General features: G+C 70.3%; 16 protein-coding genes. 8 read left to right on the top strand and 8 right to left on the bottom strand.

The window, feature by feature from the left end; genetic code table 11:
* Window positions 1-4 precede the first annotated feature (4 nt).
* Together O5M90_RS18270 and O5M90_RS18265 are read right to left on the bottom strand one after the other, a co-directional pair.
* Window positions 5-5,776 (bottom strand): CHAT domain-containing protein, encoded by a 5,772-nt coding sequence (locus O5M90_RS18270; protein WP_269839860.1) that lies wholly within the window; start codon window positions 5,774-5,776, stop codon window positions 5-7.
* Window positions 5,777-5,890: 114 nt separating this feature from the next.
* Window positions 5,891-6,163, bottom strand: coding sequence for a hypothetical protein (locus tag O5M90_RS18265; RefSeq protein WP_137943821.1), 273 nt, complete (start codon window positions 6,161-6,163; stop codon window positions 5,891-5,893).
* A gap of 112 nt (window positions 6,164-6,275) precedes the next feature.
* Between O5M90_RS18265 and O5M90_RS18260 the strand changes: the two genes are divergently transcribed.
* A complete protein-coding gene (locus O5M90_RS18260; protein ID WP_269839859.1) occupies window positions 6,276-6,998 on the top strand; it encodes a mobilization protein in 723 nt (240 codons plus the stop codon).
* A gap of 7 nt (window positions 6,999-7,005) precedes the next feature.
* Here the strand turns inward: O5M90_RS18260 and O5M90_RS18255 are convergent, their stop codons facing one another.
* Window positions 7,006-7,890 carry a transglutaminase-like domain-containing protein gene (locus O5M90_RS18255; RefSeq protein ID WP_269839858.1) on the bottom strand — a complete coding sequence of 295 codons (885 nt, stop codon included), beginning with the start codon at window positions 7,888-7,890 and terminating at the stop codon, window positions 7,006-7,008.
* Between the two features lie 118 nt (window positions 7,891-8,008).
* Between O5M90_RS18255 and O5M90_RS18250 the strand changes: the two genes are divergently transcribed.
* Window positions 8,009-8,431 (top strand): cupin domain-containing protein, encoded by a 423-nt coding sequence (locus tag O5M90_RS18250; protein ID WP_137943818.1) that lies wholly within the window; start codon window positions 8,009-8,011, stop codon window positions 8,429-8,431.
* Between the two features lie 118 nt (window positions 8,432-8,549).
* Here O5M90_RS18250 and O5M90_RS18245 read toward each other — a convergent pair whose 3' ends face one another.
* Window positions 8,550-9,206 carry a glutathione S-transferase gene (locus O5M90_RS18245; RefSeq protein ID WP_262971942.1) on the bottom strand — a complete coding sequence of 219 codons (657 nt, stop codon included), beginning with the start codon at window positions 9,204-9,206 and terminating at the stop codon, window positions 8,550-8,552.
* 107 nt (window positions 9,207-9,313) lie between these two features.
* On the opposite strand from O5M90_RS18245, the gene O5M90_RS18240 reads away from it, so the two are divergent.
* From O5M90_RS18240 to pyrF, 3 genes are all read left to right on the top strand, one after another.
* Entirely contained in the window at window positions 9,314-10,504 is a 1,191-nt protein-coding gene (locus O5M90_RS18240; RefSeq protein ID WP_269839857.1) for a polyhydroxyalkanoate depolymerase, read from the top strand.
* A gap of 371 nt (window positions 10,505-10,875) precedes the next feature.
* Window positions 10,876-11,244: a VOC family protein gene (locus O5M90_RS18235; protein WP_269839856.1), complete on the top strand. Its 369-nt coding sequence runs from the start codon at window positions 10,876-10,878 to the stop codon at window positions 11,242-11,244.
* 9 nt (window positions 11,245-11,253) lie between these two features.
* Window positions 11,254-12,012, top strand: coding sequence for an orotidine-5'-phosphate decarboxylase (pyrF, locus tag O5M90_RS18230; RefSeq protein WP_269839855.1), 759 nt, complete (start codon window positions 11,254-11,256; stop codon window positions 12,010-12,012).
* Between the two features lie 70 nt (window positions 12,013-12,082).
* Here pyrF and O5M90_RS18225 read toward each other — a convergent pair whose 3' ends face one another.
* A complete protein-coding gene (locus tag O5M90_RS18225; RefSeq protein WP_137943813.1) occupies window positions 12,083-12,820 on the bottom strand; it encodes a Crp/Fnr family transcriptional regulator in 738 nt (245 codons plus the stop codon).
* A 170-nt stretch (window positions 12,821-12,990) separates the two neighbouring features.
* Here O5M90_RS18225 and O5M90_RS18220 point away from each other — a divergent pair, with 170 nt between their 5' ends.
* Window positions 12,991-13,278: a hypothetical protein gene (locus tag O5M90_RS18220; protein WP_269839854.1), complete on the top strand. Its 288-nt coding sequence runs from the start codon at window positions 12,991-12,993 to the stop codon at window positions 13,276-13,278.
* 79 nt (window positions 13,279-13,357) lie between these two features.
* The gene (locus O5M90_RS18215) at window positions 13,358-14,521 is read left to right on the top strand and encodes a glycosyltransferase (protein ID WP_269839853.1); all 1,164 of its coding nucleotides are present in this window, start codon (window positions 13,358-13,360) and stop codon (window positions 14,519-14,521) included.
* 12 nt (window positions 14,522-14,533) lie between these two features.
* Here O5M90_RS18215 and O5M90_RS18210 read toward each other — a convergent pair whose 3' ends face one another.
* The gene (locus O5M90_RS18210; protein WP_137943810.1) at window positions 14,534-15,166 is read right to left on the bottom strand and encodes a YitT family protein; all 633 of its coding nucleotides are present in this window, start codon (window positions 15,164-15,166) and stop codon (window positions 14,534-14,536) included.
* A gap of 53 nt (window positions 15,167-15,219) precedes the next feature.
* On the bottom strand, window positions 15,220-16,515 hold the full coding sequence (locus tag O5M90_RS18205) for an SGNH/GDSL hydrolase family protein (protein WP_269839852.1): 1,296 nt from the start codon (window positions 16,513-16,515) through the stop codon (window positions 15,220-15,222).
* Window positions 16,516-16,622: 107 nt separating this feature from the next.
* Between O5M90_RS18205 and O5M90_RS18200 the strand changes: the two genes are divergently transcribed.
* On the top strand, window positions 16,623-17,525 hold the full coding sequence (locus tag O5M90_RS18200; protein WP_269839851.1) for a LysR family transcriptional regulator: 903 nt from the start codon (window positions 16,623-16,625) through the stop codon (window positions 17,523-17,525).
* Between the two features lie 7 nt (window positions 17,526-17,532).
* Here O5M90_RS18200 and O5M90_RS18195 read toward each other — a convergent pair whose 3' ends face one another.
* Entirely contained in the window at window positions 17,533-18,891 is a 1,359-nt protein-coding gene (locus O5M90_RS18195) for an MATE family efflux transporter (RefSeq protein ID WP_269839850.1), read from the bottom strand.
* Window positions 18,892-18,933 lie beyond the last annotated feature (42 nt).

Genomic DNA, 18,933 nt, shown 5'->3' with positions numbered 1-18,933 from the left:
GCGCTCAGCCATCATGCCGGCGCTCGTGCGCGGCCAGCAGGGCCAGCGCACGCTCGGCGGTCGCGACCAGCTCGTCCAGCGCCGGCCCATGATCACCGGTCCGCTGCGCCGTCTGGCCGACGGCCAGGATGGCGCGGAAGCGATGCTGGATGCTCTCGATCTCGCTGGGCGAGGGCCAGCGCACCAGGGCCGCTTCCAGCAGCTGCAGCGCGCGCTGCAGATCGGGCCGGATCGCGCGGCCGTCGGCCGGAGTCGGCGGCGGACTTGCCGCGGCCTCGGGCCGGGCCAGCGCGATGCGCAGCAGCTGGCGCGCCACCAGCAGCTCGAAGGTGTTGGTGTAATGCCAGAAGCGGGTCGACAGACCCAGTGACTCGATCTCATCGAGCAGCTCCTGCACCTGGCGCTCCCAGTCGCAGTGCTGCTCCAGCAGCATGTCCACCCCCTGCGGCTCGATGCCGCCCAGCCGGGCCAGGCCCCAGCACAGCAGCGCGTTGGAGAGGGCGAAGGCGCGCCGGTCGGCGTGGTCGCGGCCGGCCGCATCCTGCAGCCCCTGCCCGTTCAGCGGCGCCAGCTTGTCCACATAGCCGGCGGCGAAGAACTGCGCCGCCTCGGCCAGCAGCGCGATGTTCCAGTCCTGCGCCTGGTCGGGCGCGGGCGCGGCGCGGCGCATCTGCACGCTGCCGCGCAGGCAGCGCCGCTCCGAGGCCGCGCTGGCGGCGCCGCCGATGCCGCCGGGCTCGGGCCAGAGCAGCTGCGGGTCGTCGATGGCTTCCAGCCGCTCCAGGATGTCGCGGCCCATGATCTGGGCGCGCTCTTCGCCGAGCCGGGCCAGCGAGTTGACCATCAGCTCGATATGGCGCAGCTGCACCCGCGAGTAGGCGGTGCGGGCGCCCAGCTGCAGCCACTTGACTGCGTCGTCGTGCGCGCCCAGCTCGCGGTAAGCCTCGCCCAAGGCGGCGCGCACCCGCGAGCTGTGCAGCCAGGCCCGGCGCAGCGGATCGGCGCGCAGGCGCAGCTCCAGCGCCTTGAGCTGGCTCAACAGCGCCGAGCAGCGCTTGTCGCCGGCCACCGCCACCACCTGCAGGATGCGTTCGGAGAGCTCCATATGGCTCATGCAGTCCTCGGCACCGCGCAGCCGCGAGGTGCCGTTGAAGTCGCCATAGCCGCTGCCGGCCAGGCCCTCCAGCCGCCAGGCCGGGTCGCCATAGCATTGGTAGGCGCCCCAGGTGTTGCTGCCGCCGCCGGGCTGGTAGATGGCCGCCCGGGCGTCGCGCACCGCGCTGCCGAAATCGGCGCCGTCACGCAGCAAGGCGGTGTAGAGCGTCTGGGCAAAGCGCAGGCCGTCGGCATCGTTGACCTGCCAGCCGGCCGCGACCACCGCCTTGGCGCCCATCTTGATGAACTGCAGCGCCAGGCTGGAGGCCAGCAGCGGATAGTTGCGCTGGCCCAGCACCTCGGCCTCGGTGCCGTCGCGGCCCGAATAGCAGCAGTTGATGAACACGAACTCCGGCACCGGGTCCATCTGCTCGACATCGGCGGCCGCCAGCACCTGCTGGTGGCTCAGCAGCATGCCGGTCTTGCGCAAGGCCTGGCCGGCGCCGATGTCCGACACCCATTGGTCGACCACGCCATGGCCGGCCAGATGGACGATGCGGTAGGGCCGCTCCAGCAAGGCGGTGCGCACCCGCTCGAAGGACACCGTCTCGCCCACCAGCTTGTGCACATGCCAGGGCCGGGCATCGCCGCCCAGCCATTCGGCCACGCCCTCGGCCTCGTCCCGGGCGCCGGCCAGCGGCATGAAGTCCAGCGGCTCGCCGCGCGCATCGCGCCAGCCGGCCGTGCAGGGCGCGCCCACCACCAGGGCCTGCCAGCCGACCAGGCCGGGCGGCGGCAGGCTGCGGAAGTCGTCGGTGACGCGCTGGCGCACCATGCCGGCCTGTACCGCCAGCGGCCGCGCCGGATCGCCCTGCAGGCCATCGTCGGGCGGGGTCAGCAGCTCCCAGGGGTAGGTGGCGGTCTTGTCGTCCAGCACCAGCACGGTGTTGTCGAAGTTGTTGAGCCGTCCCTTCAGGTTCTGCGGCAGCAGCAGCTGGTACAGCACCCGGCCCATCGCCGCCTCTTCCTCGGGGTCGCTGCGGCCGACCGCGCCCTCGTCGCTGACGCGGGCGATGTAGTCGCTCAGGCTGGCCACATCGGAATAGACCCGGGTCGACTCGACCCGGGCCCGCTCGGCGATCAGCTCGAACTTCAGGCCACCGCCGACATCCTGGCGCACCGCCAGGCGCTGCCAGACGCCCTCGTTGTCGCCCGGCCTGAAGCCGCGCAGGCCACCGTCGCGGGTCTCCAGCAGCTGGGCCACCCAGAAGGCGCGCTCGCGCCACTCCTCGCGGTTGAGCAGGCGCTTGAGCTCGTAGGCCGCCTCCAGCGCGGCCTGCTCCTCGATCTCGATGATCTCGAGCTCGGCGATCTCGATCTGGCGGCCCAGCGCCTGCTCGTTCTGCACGATCTGGGCGGCGCGCCAGATGCCGTTGAGCACGCCGGCCAGGCTGTCGCGGATGCTGACCGCCTGCACATGGGTGCCGATCAACAGGGACGACAGCCGCAGCACCACCTTGCCCTGGGCCGGCACCCAGGGGTCGCGCGTCAGATGCTCGAAGGCATAGCGCAGCACGGCCCGGGTCACCGTGTCGGCCAGGCTGCCCGGCGTCAGCTCGCCGACCCCGCCCAGGCCGACGACCAGGGCGCCCGGATAGGCGCTGGGGCAGCCCTGCTCGCTGGGCGGGCGCAGATACATCGCGGTGCGGTCGGCGCCGACGAAGAGTCGCGTGTCGATCAGGCGCTGCAGCTGGCCGCCCAGCTTCTCGTCCACCCGCTTGCTGCCGCCGGCCAGGCGGTCGTGCTGGTAGTGACCGACGATCAGCGGGAAGCGCGCGTAGTCGAGGCTGCCATGCACGACCCGCAGCTCCAGGCGCGGCGTCAGCGCGGCGGCCGGCAGGCGCTGCGTCATGCCCAGCACATAGGCCAGCGGGTCCTCGGGCAGGCTGGGCAGGGCCAGCGGATCGGCCGTCACAAAGGCCGGCTCGGCGCCGGCGCGCGACTGCGGCGGCTGGCGCGACAGCGCGCTGCTGCGCCCGCTCAGCAACAGTTCGAAGAAAGCCTTGAACGAGGCCGTGTGGTCGGCCAGATCGCCATGGCTGGCCCGCACATACCAGCAGCGCTCGCCGCTCAGGCAGGAGTCCCAGCCCACCGTGCCATCGCCCTGCGGCGAGGTCTGCAGCGCCAGGCGCTGCCCCGCGCCGCCTTCGCCTAACAGGGTCAGCCGGCTCGGCGTCTGGCCATGGCCGGCAACGTAGAACACGCCCTCGGTGCGCTCATTCCTCAAGCGCTCGAACGAGCGCTGCAGCGCGCCGCGCACCGCCCGCGCCCGCGCCAGCAGGGCCGGCTCGGGCAGCGGCAGCCCGGCATCGAACTGCTGCAGCGCCTGCCAGGCGGCCGGCTGCAGCAGATCGCCGAACTGCGGGTCTGGCGCCAGCGGCAGCATCTGCAGCAGGCCCTCGAAACCCGCGCCCCAGCGCGCCAGATCGGCCGCAGTGACCGCACGCGACAGGCCGGCCACCAGCTTGGACAGGCCGTGCTGGCGCAGCAGCAGCAGCAGCGGCGCATAGGAGCCGGCATTGGGCGTGCCCAGCATCAGCAGCCGGCCGCCGCGCCGGCACAGGCGCTGCCAGCGCGCATCGTCGTCCGCCAGCATGCCCTGCTCGTCGACACGGTGGAACAGCGCCGCCCGGGCCACCAGACCGCCCATCGAATGGGCCAGCAGATGCAGCGGCAGCTGCTGGGCCTGGGCATGCTGGAGCAGCGCGTCGAGCCGCGCGCCCAGGCGCTCGGCGCTGCGCGGGATCGGCTCGCGCCAGTCATAGGCGAAGGCCTGCACATTGAAGTCCTTGGCGGCCGCCACCAGCAGACGCTCATAGGCCAGCGGCGTCAGCCCGGTGGGCTCCAGCCGGCGCGGGCCGGCCATGTCCAGCGCCGCCAGCGCGCCGTTGACCATCGCGGCGGTCGACAGCCAGACCGCTGCGCCGCCGACCTCGCCGAGCTCGCTGCCCATGATGCCCGGCAAGACCAGCAGGATGGGCTTGCCGCGCTGCGCCGGGTCGCTCAGCGACTCCTGCCACTGCGCGGCGCTGCGGCGTGCCAGCGGGTCGGGCTTGAGCGCCTGGAACAGGCCGCGGGTGATGGCTTCGTCCTCCTGCAGCGCGCGAAAGCCCTCGTCATGCCCGTCCAGCGCCAGGAACAGCGGCTGGCGCGACAGCGCGGCGCTCTTGAAATAGCTCAGGTGCGTGACCGTCTTGTCGGCCAGGCGCAGGCTTTTGGCATCGGCGCGGGTGAAGCCGCCGAACATCGAATGGGTGTGGACGACGAAATCATGGTCGTGCAGACCGTAGAACACATCGCCGACCAGGCTCAGGATGCCGCCCCAGCCCAGGCCCTGGGTGTCGCCGGCGATCACCCGCAGCCGCCCGGGCAGCGCGGGCAGGCCCGGCGCATTCAGCGCCAGGGTCAGGGCCGAGCCGGGCATCATGGCCTCCAGCCCCGGGATGCTGCGCGCATCGGCGCGCGCCGCCACCAGCGCGCGCACAAAGCCGTTGAGCCGCTCATACACAGGCACGCCATTGGTGCCGAAGGCCAGGCCGACGCTGCGCAGCAGCAGCGACAGGAAGAGGTCGGTGCGGCGGTCCGCCAGCAGGGTGCCGCGCGAGGGGCTGGCCACCCGCACGAACACGCCCAGCTCCAGCGCCGGGGCGGGGTTCTGCAGCAGGCGCTCCAGCTCGGGGCGGTCCGGGTGCTCGGGTGCATAGGCCTGCTCGAAGGCGGCGCGGAACCTGGCCTTGTCACCCTGACTCAGGCCCAGCGCCAGCAGATCGCCGACCATGCCGCCGCGCGAATGCGAGACCAGGTGCAGGCGCTGGCCGGCGCGCAGCGGCGCCAGCGCACGCAGCAGCTCCACCGCATTGCGCAGCGGGCTGACGGTCAGCGTGCGGTGTTCCCAGGCATAGAGCTCGCAGCGCTGCGCCAGCGCCTGGAAGTCGGCTTCGCCCACCGTCTCGCCCTCCCAGAGGCCGGAGAAGCTGCCCGCCGTGCTGGAGGCCGTGCCATGCAGGAACAGCACGGCATCGCGCGCGCCGGCCGCCTGGCCAACCTCGGCCGGCTGCCAGCGGCCGGCGCGCCAGTGCAGCAGCGCGCCGTTGCGCTCGGGGCCGACGCCGTCGAGCTGGGCGGTCTCGAAAGCGCGGCAGAGCTTGGCTGCCACCAGCCGGGCGGCGCCGCTATCGCTGCTGCCGAACCAGCGGTCCAGCCCGTCGGCGAACAGGGCGCCGAACTGGTAGACCCGGTCCAGGGTGCTGGGCTCGGTCAGGCGGGCCAGCGCATAGCTCTGCACCCGGCTCGTGCCCGGCGCGCCGCGGGTCAGGGCCGCAGCGCCGACCAGATCGAAGGGCAGCAGCACCCGGCCGGGCCGGGCGGCCGAGCGCGTCGCTGCCACGCCCCGCTCGTCCAGGCCGGCCAGAAAGGCCTGCGGATCGGTGTGCAGCACCGAGCCGTCGGCCCACTCGACGCTCAGCACATCGGCTGCGGCAAAGTCCTCGGCCGAGAAGTCGCTGGCGCCCTGCGCCGCGCTGCGGCTCGCGCGCGTGATGCTGGCGAGCTCACGCACATGCTCGCGGCTCCAGTAGTCGAACGGCGTCTGGTTGTCGCTGCGGGCAGGCGTATCGCTCATGGCGCGGCTCCTCGGGAAGCAAGCCCGCCATACTGAGGCAAAGCCCCGGCGCTGACCAGGGCCGCGCGTCCCCTGAACTCAGGAAGCGTTGCGCGCGCCCTTCATCCCGTCAGATCAAGCCAGGCTCTTGCGCAAGAGCTCGGCCACCAGGCCGTTGATGCCCTCGGGGTGGGCGGCGGCGCGCTCGCTCAAGGTCTTGGTCAGCTCGGAAGGCAGCTTGCAGGCAAAGGGCACGAGGCCGGCCGCGGCATCGAGGCGGCGGCGCTCCTTGCGGTCGGGCAGCTGGGCGGCGCCCTGGCCGAAACGTCCGGGCACGGCAGCGCCGCGCATCTGGCCGTCCAGCTTCATCGCCGCGTGGCGTTCGAGGTCGGTCTTCTTCATGCTCATGGTCAGGCCCGCTTACTGCTATGGATAGGAAACAGCCGCGATTGTCCGTCATGCCCCGATGCGACGCCCTGCCGCACAATCGCCCCACCCTCTGCTCTGCCCGGAACCCACCATGGATGTGCCCACGCTAGACAAGAACCCCAGTTCCAAGATCCACCTGATCGGCGGCGAGAAAGGCGGCGTCGGCAAGTCGCTGGTGGCGCGGGTGCTGGCCCAGCACTTCATCGACCAGCAGCTGCCCTTCATCGGCTTCGACACCGACCGCTCGCATGGCGCCCTGCTGCGCTTTTACGGCGACTACGCCTCGCCGGTGCTGGTGGACCGCTACGAGATGCTGGACCATATCGTCGAGCGCGCCGTCGAGCAGCCGGGCACGCGGGTGCTGGTGGACCTGGCGGCGCAGACCCATGAGCCGCTGGTCACCTGGATGGACGATTCGGGCGTGCTGGACATGGCCGATATCTCGGGCTTCTCGCTGAACTACTGGCATGTGATGGACGCCGGCCGCGACTCGGTCGACCTGCTGGCGCGGCTGTTGGATCGCTTCGGCCAGCGTCTGCGCTATGTGCTGGTGCGCAACCAGCTGCGTGGCAATGATTTCTCGCAGTTGGAGAAATCGGGCCAGCTGGAGCGCGCGCTGGGCCTGGGCGCCACGGTGATCGACATCAAGCATCTGCAGGATGCTGTGGTGCAGAAGATCGACGCGCGCAACGCCAGCTTCTGGGCCGCCAAGAACGGCGGCGCCGACGGCCCCGGCCTGGGCCTGATGGAGCGCCAGCGCCTGAAGCTGTGGCTGCACCACGCCTACGCGGAGCTGGCCAAGGCACGGCCCTAGGCCTACCCTAGGCCAGCTGCAGCCTCCCGCCGGCGTCGCTGGACAGCGCATCGGCGCAGTGCTGCGGCCGCAGCAGGCCGCGGCTGGCATCCTCGACCGCCTGCGCCCTGATCACCGGCGGGCCCGACTGCACGCCGCCGAAGATGGTGGCGAAGGCCACATCGGCCGCATCCCGCCCGGTGCCGAAGCGCAGCAGCCCCATCGGGATGGCCGTGCCCGAGGGATCGAAGATGTACCAGCGGTCGCCCAGATAGACCTCGACATAGGCATGGAAGTCCGGCGGACCGAGCGCCGGATCGGCGCCGTAGTCGGTGCCGGTGGTGAAGCGGGCCGGGATATTGAGCGCGCGGCACAGCGCGATCATCAGATGGGCGAAGTCGCGGCAGATGCCGACCCGCTCGATCAAGGTGTCCACCGCCGAGGTGTTGGAGTTGGAGGTGTTGGACGCGAAGGTCACATGGCGCTGCACCCAGTCGCGTATCGCCAGCACGCGGTTATAGCCCTGCCAGAGCCCGCCGAACTCGTCATTAGCCAGCTTCAGCAGCCGGTCCGACTGGCAGTAGCGGCTCGGATAGACATAGCCCATCACCTCGGGCGGCAGGCTGCGCACCGGCACCTCGGCGATCTGCGCCGGCGCGCTGCGATGGTGCACGATGTCGACGGTGGCCGCGTAAGAGAGGCTCAGCGGCCCCGGCTCGGCGCGCAGGCGCAGATAGCGGTTGCCGGTCAGCGGGTCGGTGTGGATCTGCGACTCGATGGCCTGGCTCAGCCGCAAATTCTCGGCACTGATGCGCTGGTGGGCCGTGTGCGCGGCATGGATGTTGAAGACAAAGTCGGCGCCCTGCGGGCCTATCGTGTAGTTCAGGTCGATTTGCAACTCGATGCGGATCATGGCGTGGCCACTCCTGGATACCCGGCCTTGCTGGCCAGCCCGGCGGCTGGAACGGGAAATGCTTGCTCGACGCCTGCAGCCTAGCGCGTTTTGCCGCTATGCCTCGAAAGGAGTTCCCATGCTGGATCGCACGGACACCTTGTTCTCGCACGTCAAACCCGCCGACACCGGCTATGTCAGCGGCGGCCTGCGCGATTTCTTCCTGTACCGCGACCTCGGCATCGCCGAGGCCACCCACGGCCGGGTGATCGCCCATCTGGTCAAGGCCAATATGGCCCCCGAAAAAGGCACGGGCTGGCACCGCCACGAGGCGGACTTCCAGATCGTCATCATGCTCAAGGGCTGGGCCCGCTTCATGTACGAGGACCGGGAAACCCTGGTCGAGGCCGGCGACTGCGTGCACCAGCGCCCAGGCATCCGCCACTATCTGTTCGACTACTCGCCGGACATGGAGTACCTGGAAATCGTCTCGCCGGCGGACTTCAAGTCCATCGACGTGGACCCAGTCTGCCCGATTCCGGACCCGACGCCCTGGAAGTGAGCGCGGCCGCACCAAGGCGGACAGCGGCCCTCGGGCGGCGCTTCAGCCATGCTGCCTGCATGCAGCATGGCCTTCGCCTGGCGTCGGACCGTCCGCAGGGACGGTCCTCGGTCCAGCCTCAGAACTCCGCATCCAGTTCGTCGATCTCGTCGGGCTCGACCCGCGCCGCCTTGACCCACTCCTGCATCGCCGGCAGCGCCATGATCAGCTGGCAGTAGGCGGCGCAGGCGGGGTCGAGCTTGACGTCGTAAGTGAGAAAGCGGGTCACGACCGGCGCGAACATCGCATCGGCGATGCAGGGCTTGGCACCGAACAGATAGGGGCCGCCGTAGCGCTGCAAGCATTCGTTCCAAATCATCACGACGCGGTCGATATCGCTTTGCGCGCGCGACCAGAGCTTGAAGTTGGGGAAATAGGCCTTGATATTCATCGGCAGCGAAGACCGCAGCGCGCTGAAGCCCGAGTGCATCTCGCCACAGATTGCGCGGCAGTGCGCGCGCGCCGCGATATCGGCCGGCAGCAGGCCGGCCTTGGGCTTGATCTCGTTGAGGTACTCGCCGATGGCCAGCGTGTCCCAGACCTTGACGCCCTCATGCTCCAGGGTCGGCACCCGCATCGACGCCGACAGCAGCAGCATCTCGGCCTTCATGTCCGGATCGTCGGGCGGGATCACACGCTCGCTGAACTCCAGCTTGGCCAGCTTGGCCATCAGCCAGCCGCGCAGAGCCCAGGCGCCGTAGTTCTTGCTGCTGATCGTCAACACCGCTTTGCTCATTGCCGTCCCCTGCCGCTGTGCATTAGGCGACGCAAGCCCTGTGCCAAGACGCGAGGCCTTGGCCCGCTACTTGCTCAAGCTCAAGCAGACTCCGAGAGGCGAGCACCATGCTGTATCAGGCGTATCAACTGCAGTCTGACCTGACGTCGCCGCTGCGCCTGATGGCGCAGCAGCTGGCGGCATCGCTGTGGTTGCAGAGAACCGAGAAATCGGCGCTGCGCAGCATCGCCGCCGCCAGCGACGTGATCTCGCGGATGCGCCTGACCCACACGCGCCCGCCTTATGCGATCGCCGATGTCGACGAGCTGCCCATCCTGAAGCTGCCCTTCGGCACCCTGCTGCATTTCCGCAAGACCGGTCCGGCGCCCGAGACCCGGCCGCGCGTGCTGCTGGTGGCGCCGCTGTCGGGCCACTTCGCGACGCTGCTGCGCGAGACCGCCCGCACCCTGCTGCAGGACCACGATGTCTTCATCACCGACTGGCATAACGCCCGCGATGTCGCGCTGCGCCACGGCGCCTTCAGCCTGGACGACTACATCGACTACATGATGCAGTTCATCGCCGCCATCGGCCCCGACACCCATGTGATCGCGGTCTGCCAGCCCTGCGTGGCCGCGCTGGCCGCCACCGCGCTGATGGCCGAGGACATGCATCCCGCCCAGCCGCGCAGCCTGACCCTGATGGCCGGGCCGGTGGACTGCCGTGTCAATCCCACCGAGGTCAACCGCCTGGCGATCAGCAAACCGATCGAGTGGTTCGCGCAGAACCTGCTCAGCCATGTGCCGCTGCCGCACGCCGGCTTCGGCCGCCGCGTCTACCCCGGTTTTCTGCAGCTGACCGCTTTCATGAGCATGAACCCGGAGCGCCACAAGGCCTCGTTCCGCCAGATGTACGAGCATCTGCTGGAGGGCCGGCGCGAGGAGGCCAAGGTGATACAGGACTTCTACGAGGAGTATCTGGCCGTCAACGACCTGCCCGCCGAGTTCTACCTAGAGACCGTCGAGAAAGTGTTCCAGACCTACGACCTGGCCAAGGGCGAGCTGATGTACCGCGGCCGCCTGGTACGCCCGGCCGCGATCCGGCGCACCGCGCTGATGACGGTCGAAGGCGAGCGCGACGATATCTGCGCGGTCGGCCAGACCGTCGCCGCGCAGGACCTCTGCCCGAATGTGCGCCCCTATCTGAAGACCCACCACATCCAGACCGGCGTCGGCCATTACGGCGTGTTCAGCGGCCGCAAATGGATGCAGCAGATCTATCCCCGAGTGCGCGAGCACATCCACGCGAGCGCGGGCTGAAATACGAGGCGGGGGGCGCAGAGCGCATCGGGCGAGGGACTTCGCTCCTGTCCCCCGGACCGGGCTGCGCCCGATCCTCCTCCTTGACCTCGCTGCGCCCCTCACCCGACGCACTCTGCAACTGGCGCTGTGTTCTTCGCCGAGGAAGACCGGTGCCTGCAGATCGGGACGGCTGGGTGTTCTGTGGCGCGAGGTCAAGGAGGAGGCCGAAGGCCGGGGGACAGGAGCGCAACAGAGCACCCAGTCGGCCTGATCCCGGCCCGCAGATGGACAGTCACCAAGCCTCGAGCTTATCCTGCGCATCCTGATCTGTTCACCGCTGCAAGCCGGGACGGCTGTGGTCGGTGCATCGTTTTCCTGGGGAGGAAGCCATGGCTATCGTTCGCTACCTCGTCGACGATGTCGACGCCGCGCTGCCCTTTTATGCCGCGCTCGGCTTCACCGAGACCGAGCGCTGGGGGCCGCCTTTCGTGATGCTGGCGCGCGAGCAACTGACGCTTTGGCTCAGTGGTCCGGGAACCTCGGCATCGCGCCCCCTGGCCGACGGCTCACAGCCCAGGCCCGGCGGCTGGAACCGTTTGGTGATCGAGGTTGAGGACCTGGCCGCCACGATGCAGGCCCTGCGCGCCACCGGCGCGCGCTTTCGCAGCGAGCCTATACAAGGGCCTGGCGGCCAGCAGGTACTGGCCGAAGACCCATCGGGTAACCCGGTCGAACTCTTTGAAGCGCGGGGCGATTGAGTGACCGTGATGCATCTGACCAAGGAGGCGCGAGCACAGCTGCCGCAGCCCCACATGAACACCTCCGTTATCGTTGCCCTGGATCTGGACAGCAGAGAAGAGGTGCTGCATCTCGTGCAGACGCTGGGTCAAGAAGCCATGGCCTACAAGGTCGGCCTGCAGTTGCTGACGGCCGAGGGGCCGTCGCTGGTGCGTGAGCTTGTGGCTCAGGGCAAGCAGGTCTTCCTCGACCTCAAGCTGCATGAGATCCCCAGCTCCGTCGCCGCCGGGGTCAGCGCCGCCGGCAGGCTCGGTGCCACGATGGTGACCGTGCATGCGTCTGCGGGTTCGGCCGTGCTGCGGGCCGCCGTGGAAGCCGCCAAGCCCTTTGGAGCGTTGAAGGTGCTGGCCCTGACCGTGATCACCAGCCTGGGTGATGAAGACCTGCCGGAGATCGGGCTGGCGCCGTCCGTCAAGGAACAGGTGATGCGATTGGCACACCTGGCAGCAAACGCCGGATGCCATGGCCTCGTCGCCTCCGCACAGGAGGCGGCTTACCTGCGTGACGCGCTGCCGGCAGAGCTGCTCATCGTCACGCCGGGTATCCAATTCCAAGACTCGGGCCGCACGGAGCAAACGCGCGTCGCGACCCCGGACATGGCGGCCCGGCTCGGGGCCAGCCATGTGGTGATGGGTAGAGCCATCGTCAAGGCCAGCAATCCTGGCCTGGCGTTATCGCGGGCCGCGATGGCATTCGAGGCCGGCCGCCGAGAGCGAGTGCTCGCCTGAACAGGGTCTGCTGCGCAAGCCCACTTGGCTCCCTCGTCTCGCGGTATCGATACCGCTTGCCGTCCCGCCCTCACACCAGCGGCCGCTGCGGCGGCCGGCCGTCGCCGTAGAGATCGGCGATGCGCGCCAGCGACTTCACATCGCGCAGATAGAGGCGGCCGCCCTTGATCTGGTGCAGGCCGCGGCGCTCGAGCCGGCGCAGCGTGCGGTTGGTGTGGACCAGGGACAGGCCCAGGCCGTCGGCCACATGCTGCTGGGTCAGCGGGAAGGGCACGCCGTCGGCGCCGCCATCGCTCTGCAGCGCGGCGGCGCGCTTGAACAGCAGGATCAACAGGCTGGCGATGCGCTCCTCGGCGCTGCGCCGACCGACCGACAGCAAGGTGTCGTCCACCATCGACTCCTCGTGCGCGGTCAGCCAGGTGATGTTGAAGCCCATCGACGGACTGCGCCGGTGCAGCTCCCACAGCGAGTCGCGCTGGAACACGCAGAACACCGCGTCGGTCAGGGTCACGACGCCATGAGCGGCGGCATCGCTCATCTTCTGCTGCACGCCGATGAAGTCGCCGGCGAGCAGGAAGTTCAGGATCTGGCGGCGGCCGTCGCTGAGCGTCTTGAAGCGGTAGGCCCAGCCGCTCAGCAGCGTGTAGAGCGGCGCGTCGGTCTGGCCCTCGTCGATCAGGGTCTCGTCGGGGCCCAGACGCTGCTCGCGCCGCTTCAGCGACTGCACGAGTTCCAGCTCCTCGTCGTTATGGCTCAGGAACAGCGGCAGTGGCCGCAAGGGACATTGGCTGCAGGGCAGGTCGCTCATTCTTGCTGATCCCTCTCTTGGGGGTGTCCACGGCAGGGGCGGTGCAACACATCTTTTGACACAGGCCCGGCTTGCGCGTGACCCTACATTGCGTTGCGCTGGCCGGATTCTGCTGCATCGGCAGACCGTACATCCCAGCATCCACCATTCGCCACCCCGAGGGCCGCCCGATGATCCGACTTGTTCCAGCTTCCGCCCCGGCCCAGACCGGCGCCCAGCCAGCCACCGCCCAGCCGCCGCCGGCCGCGTTGGATGTCTCGATCGAGGATTGGGATGTGCTGTTCCGCGCGGTGCAGTCCCGTCTGACCCAGCTGGCCGGCCGGGCCGCCGATGTGCCGCCCGCCGAGTCCTTCGAGGACGCGATGCTGGACTGCATCCAGGCCCTGGATCAGCTGCGGCGGTCGATGGTGGAGGAGTTTGCCCAGGCCCGCAGCGACAGTTCGGCGCGCACCGGCTGAGGCCGGCCGGGGCTGCTTGTCACGGCCCGGTCATTCCCTGCGGCGAGCATGGGCCCAGCCCGGCCGATCCGCAGCGACGATGACGACAACGCTTGACCTGATCTACCTCAACGCCGGCGGCGGCCACCGCGCCGCTGCCCAGGCCCTGGAGGCCGTGATCCGGCAGCAAGGCCGCGCCTGGCAGGTGCGCTGCGTCAATCTGGTCGATATGCTGGACCCGCAGCAGCGCTTCCAGCGCCTCACCGGCATCGCCCCCGAGGACCTCTACAACCTGCGGCTGGCCCGGGGCTGGACCCTGGGCCTGGCGCAGGAGTTGTGGCTGCTGCAGGCGCTGATACGGCTGGGCCACGGAGCCATCGTCAAGCGCCTGCGCCGGCACTGGCAGGACGCACCGCCCGACCTGGTCGTCTCGCTGATGCCCAACTTCAACCGCGCGCTGGCCGAGGGCTTGGCCGAGGTGATGCCGGGTGCGCCCTTTGTCACCGTGCTGACCGATATGGCCGATCTGCCGCCGCATTTCTGGATCGAGCCCGGCGGCCGCGGCCATCTGGTCTGCGGCACGGCCAAGGCCGTGGCCCAGGCCCGCGCCGCCGGCTACCCGGACGCGCAGATCCACCGCAGCTCGGGCATGCTGATACGGCCCGACTTCTACCGCCCTCTGGCGCTGGACCGCCGCGCCGAGCGCCGCCGCCTCGGGCTCGACCCGGACCGGCCCACCGGCGTGGTGCTGTTCGGCGGCCACGGCTCGATGGCGATGGCCGCCATCGAGCGCCAGCTCCCGGATGTGCAGCTGATCCTGCTGTGCGGCCACAACAAGGCCCTGGCCGCGCAGCTGCGCGGCCAGACCGGCGCGGCCCCGCGCGCGGTCTTGGAGTTCACGCCCGAGGTGCGGCGCTATCTGCAGCTGGCCGACTTCTTCATCGGCAAGCCCGGCCCCGGCTGCCTCAGCGAGGCGGCCCAGCAAGGCCTGCCCATCGTCACCTTCAGCAATGCCTGGACCCTGCCGCAGGAGCGCTACAACGCCGAGTGGGTGCAGGAGCAGGGCCTGGGCGTGGTCAGCCGCTCGGCGCGCCAGATCCGGCCGGCGGTGCTGGAGCTGTTGGAGCGGCTCGACGAGTTCAAGGCCAATCTGCGCCTGATCGACAACCGCGCCGTGTTTGAGCTGCCCGAGATCCTGGCCGACGTTCTGCAAGCCCGCGCCCAGGCCTGGCAGACCGCGCCGGCACCGCTGCTGGCGGTCTGAAGCAAGCGCCGATCACAACACCGCGTAGCGGCCCGGCTTGTGGTTGACCGCGATGAAGAGATTCATCACGACGGCGGCCAGCACCGAATAGGCAACGCGCGAGGGCTCGACCACGGTCAGCGCCAGCAGCACGATGGCGCAGTCGATGCCCATCTGCACCTTGCCGGCCCGCCAGCCCCTGGCCTGCTGCAGATAGAGCGAGACGATGGTGGCACCGCCCAGGCTGGCGCGGTGCCGGGCCAGGAACAGACAGCCCGAGCCCAGCAGCAGCCCGCCCAGCACGGCCGCATAAGCCGGGTGCAGGCGCTCGATCGCGAACAGCTGGGGCGACCACTCGGTCAGCGCCGACAGCAGGCTGATCGCGACAAAGGTCTTCAGCGTGAACTCCCGCCCCATGCGCACCCAGGCGAACCAGTAGAAGGGGATGTTGATCGCGAAGAACAGCTTGCCCAGGCCGATGCCGGTGGCGTAGTGCAGCACAAAGGCCGCGCCGGCCGTGCCGCCGGTCAGCAGCCCGACCTGGGCGAACAGGATCAGCGCCAGCGAGACGAAGAGCACGCCGGTGAAGATGGCCTGGGCGTCCTCGAACAGGGTGTGGGTACGGATGCTCGGATCGGCGTCGATAGCAGCGGCGGGTTGGTCCATGCATGAGTTTTGCATGAAGCGTGCCATGCCCGCGCCCGAGTGCCGCCTGCTTTTCAGCGACGCTCCGGACCCAGCAACTGCTCCAGATCGATCAGCGCCGCCATCGCCCGGTAGCCGGCATCGCCGGGGTGCAGATGGTCACCGGAGTCGAAGCGGGCCAGCAAGCGGCTGGGCTGGGCCGGGTCGCGCAGCAAGGCATCGAAATCGACCACCGCATCGAAGGCCCCGCTCTCGCGTATCCAGCGGTTGACCTCGCCGCGCACCTGGTCCTTGGCGGGGCTGTAGTGGCCCTCCAGCGGGGTGCCCTGCAGCGCCCGCTCGAAGGGCGGGATCGTGGCGCCGACGATGCGCACCTGGTGGGCATGGGCCAGCGCGATCAGCTGGCGAAAGCCCTGGATCAAGGCCGCCGCATCGACCGCCTCCTCCTGCGGCGCGAACGGACCGCCGGGCCAGCCGATGTCGTTGGTGCCCAGCAGCACCAGCAGCGCGCGCACGCCGGGCTGGCCGAACACATCGCGGGCGGCCCGCGTCAGACCGGCGCGGCCCATGCCGTCGCGCAGCAGGCGGCCGCCGGAGATGCCGGCGTTCAGCACCGCCACCTCGCGGCCGGCCAGGCGCTCGGCCAGCGCGTCGGGCCAGCGTCGGTCGGCACCCGGGGTCGCGCCATTGCCGTCGGTGATCGAATCGCCCAGCGTGACGACGGTCGTCGGTGGCCGGGGCGTCGCCACCAGCACCGCGCTGACAAAGACCCGCGGCCCCAGCAAAGCGGCCGAGGCCGGCCATTGCGGCGCGGCACCGAGCTCGCCGGCGGCGAGATAGGCGGTCTCGCGCGCATCGAAATGAAAGCCCGCCGGCCGGGTCGGCTGCGGCAGATAGAGCGAGACGGCCACACGGCTCAGCGCCGGCAGCGCCAGATCGACCGGATCGCTGACCAGGCGCGCGCCGGGCGGCAGCGTCACCGCGCTGGCGCCGCCGAAGCGCAGCGGCCGATCCGAGCCCGGCTCGATGGCCGATCCACCAGCATGCCGGGCCACATGGGCGGCGCCGATGTGTAGCGGCACCGGGCTGTCTTCATTGCTGATGACGACCCGCAGCCCCGCCCCGCCGACGCTCAGGCGCAGCACCTGGCGCAGCGTCTGCTGCCGGAACTGGGCGGGCAGGCCGGTCGGCAGCACGAAGTCGCTGCCCCACAGCGGCTGCGGGCTGGCCATCCAGCTGGGGCTCCAGTACGGGCTGACCGTCGGCGCAGGCGGCGGGGCGGCCGACGGGCTGGCCGAGGCTGCGGCGGCAATGCCGGCCAGGATCCAGGCGGCCGCGCCTTGCTTGAGGCCTTGAAACACAGAGCGCATGGTGATGGATTCCGTTGAAGTGGTGTCGGGCCTCACTGTTATTCATGCCATATTTATTGGGTAGACGGCAAAATTGCATCAACAGAATTCCATATGGGCATACATCAATGGACACCTTGCGCGCGCTCTCGGCCTTTGTGCACAGCGTCGAGCTCGGCAGCCTGTCGGGCGCGGCCCGGGCGCTGGGCACCAGCCAGCCCAGCATCAGCAAGCTGCTGGCCGCGCTGGAGCGCTCGCTGGGCGTGCGGCTGCTGCGACGCTCCGCCACCGGTCTGAGCCTGACCGATGAGGGCCAGCGCTTCCACGAGCAGGCGCGGCGCCTGCTGGAGGACTATGGCGATGCGGTGGCCCAGCTGCGCGAGCAGACCCAGCAGCCGCGCGGCCTGCTGCGGCTGAGCGCGCCGGTGGCGCTGGGCGAGCGCCATCTGAACGGCTGGATGATCGAATTCCTGCGGATCTACCCCGATATCGAGCTCGATCTGCTGCTGGACGACCGCTTCGTCGACCCGCGTGAGGCGCGCATCGATGTCTCGCTGCGCCTGGGCGGCACGCTGCCGCCCGATCTGGTGGCGCGGCCGGCCGGGCGCTGGCCGCGGCTGCTGGTGGCTTCGCCCGCCTACCTCGCCGCCCGGGGCGAGCCGCAAGAACCGCAGCAGCTGCTGAGCCACGACTATCTGCGCTACGCTGCCGGCGACGCCGACGGTCTGTTGCTGCAAGGGCCCGAAGGCGCGATCAGCCTGCCGCTGCGCAGCCGCTACCGCGTCAACAGCGCCGTCGCGTTGCTGGACAGCGTGCTGCAGGGAGCCGGCCTCTCGCTGCAGCCGAGCTGGGCGGTGGCCGAGCTGCTGCGCGAGCGGCGCCTGCAACGGGTGCTGCCGCAGCACACCGGGCCGCAGCAGATCGCCCACCTGCTCTATGCAGCGCGCCGTCACCAGCCGCTGCGGGTGCGGGTGCTGGTCGAGTTTCTGGCCGCCCGGCTGGCGCTGCTGCCGGGCGCGGTGCCGGACTGAATCGCTTTCAGGCAGCGCCGCCCTGGCGCAGCCGCCGGTGCACGCCGCGCGCATGGGGCACCCAGCCGTGGGTGGCCCAGCGCCGCCACATCAAGAGGCCGCGTATCCATTCGTCGGCCGCATAGGCGATCCAGAGGCCCACCAGGCCCAGCCCCATCACCTGGCCCAGCAGCCAGCTGCCGCCGGCCAACACGATGAGCATCGAGCCAGCGCCCACCATCACCGGGTAGCGCGCATCGCCGGCCGCGCGCAGCGCATTGATGACGACCAGATTGAAGGTGCGGCCCGGCTCCAGGATCACGGTGAGCCACATCAGCGTGGTGCCGGCCGCGATGATGGCCGGGTCGGCGGTGAACAGGCGCAGCAGCCAGGGCGCGGCCAGCGCCGCCGCGGTGGCCACCGCGACGCTGACCACCAGGCCGCGCGCCAGCGCCCGTCGCACCAGGCGATGGGCCGCGTGCAGCTGGCCGGCGCCAATCATGTGGCCGACCACGATCTCGGCCGCGAAGCCGGTAGCCAGGCCGAACAGCAGCACGAAGTACATCAGCTGCGAGGCATAGGAGTGGGTGGCCAGCGCCGTCGCGCCCAGCTGACCGGCCACCGCGACGCTGACCATGAAGGCCAGCCGGTAGGCGATGTTCTCGGCCGCGCCGGGCAGGCCGATATGCAGCACCGCCGCCAGCTCGCGGCGCGGCAGCCGCCACCAGTCGCCCCAGGCCGGATGGATGTCCAGCCGCGCGCGCCACAGCCACAGATGCAGGCCCAGCGCCAGCGCACGGCTCAGGACCAGGGCCAGCGCAAAGCCCGGCAGGCCCAGCCAGCCCATCAGCGGGATCGCCAGCGCCAGCTGCGCCAGCTGCATGGTCACCAGCACGGCCAGTGTGTCGCGGGTGCGCAGATGGGCGCGCATCACGCTGGCCATCGAGGCATTCCAGGCATCGAGCAGCAGGGCCGGTGCCAGCGCCATCAGGAAAGGCAGGGCCAGCGGCAGCACTTCGGCCGGCGCATTCATCAGGCGCAGCAGCGGGCCGGCGCCGACCAGGGCCGCGCCACCGGCGATGCCGCCGATCCAGCTGCTGGCGCCCAGGGCCGCACGCGACAGGGCCTGGGCCTGGTCGCGCCGCCCGCCGCCCAGGCTTTGCGTGACCACCACGCTGACGCCGGCGCCGATGATGCGAAACAGGATGAAGAGCGTGGCCGAGACATGGTTGGCCAGCGCGAAGGCGGCACCGGCGGCGTCCGACACGCGCGCGGCAAGCAGGGTGCCGACCATGCCCACCGCAATGCCCAGCAGCAATTCGATGAACAGCGGCCAGGCGAGCGAGAACAGGCGGGGGCGGGCAAGCGGGGCGGCGGGAGTGGACATCGGCGGCGGTAGCGGGAGCCCGGCATGCTAGCCGCTGCGGCC

Source organism: Paucibacter sp. M5-1 (assembly GCF_027498415.2).
GTDB lineage: Bacteria > Pseudomonadota > Gammaproteobacteria > Burkholderiales > Burkholderiaceae_C > Roseateles_E.
This window is presented reverse-complemented; position numbering and strand designations above follow the sequence as displayed.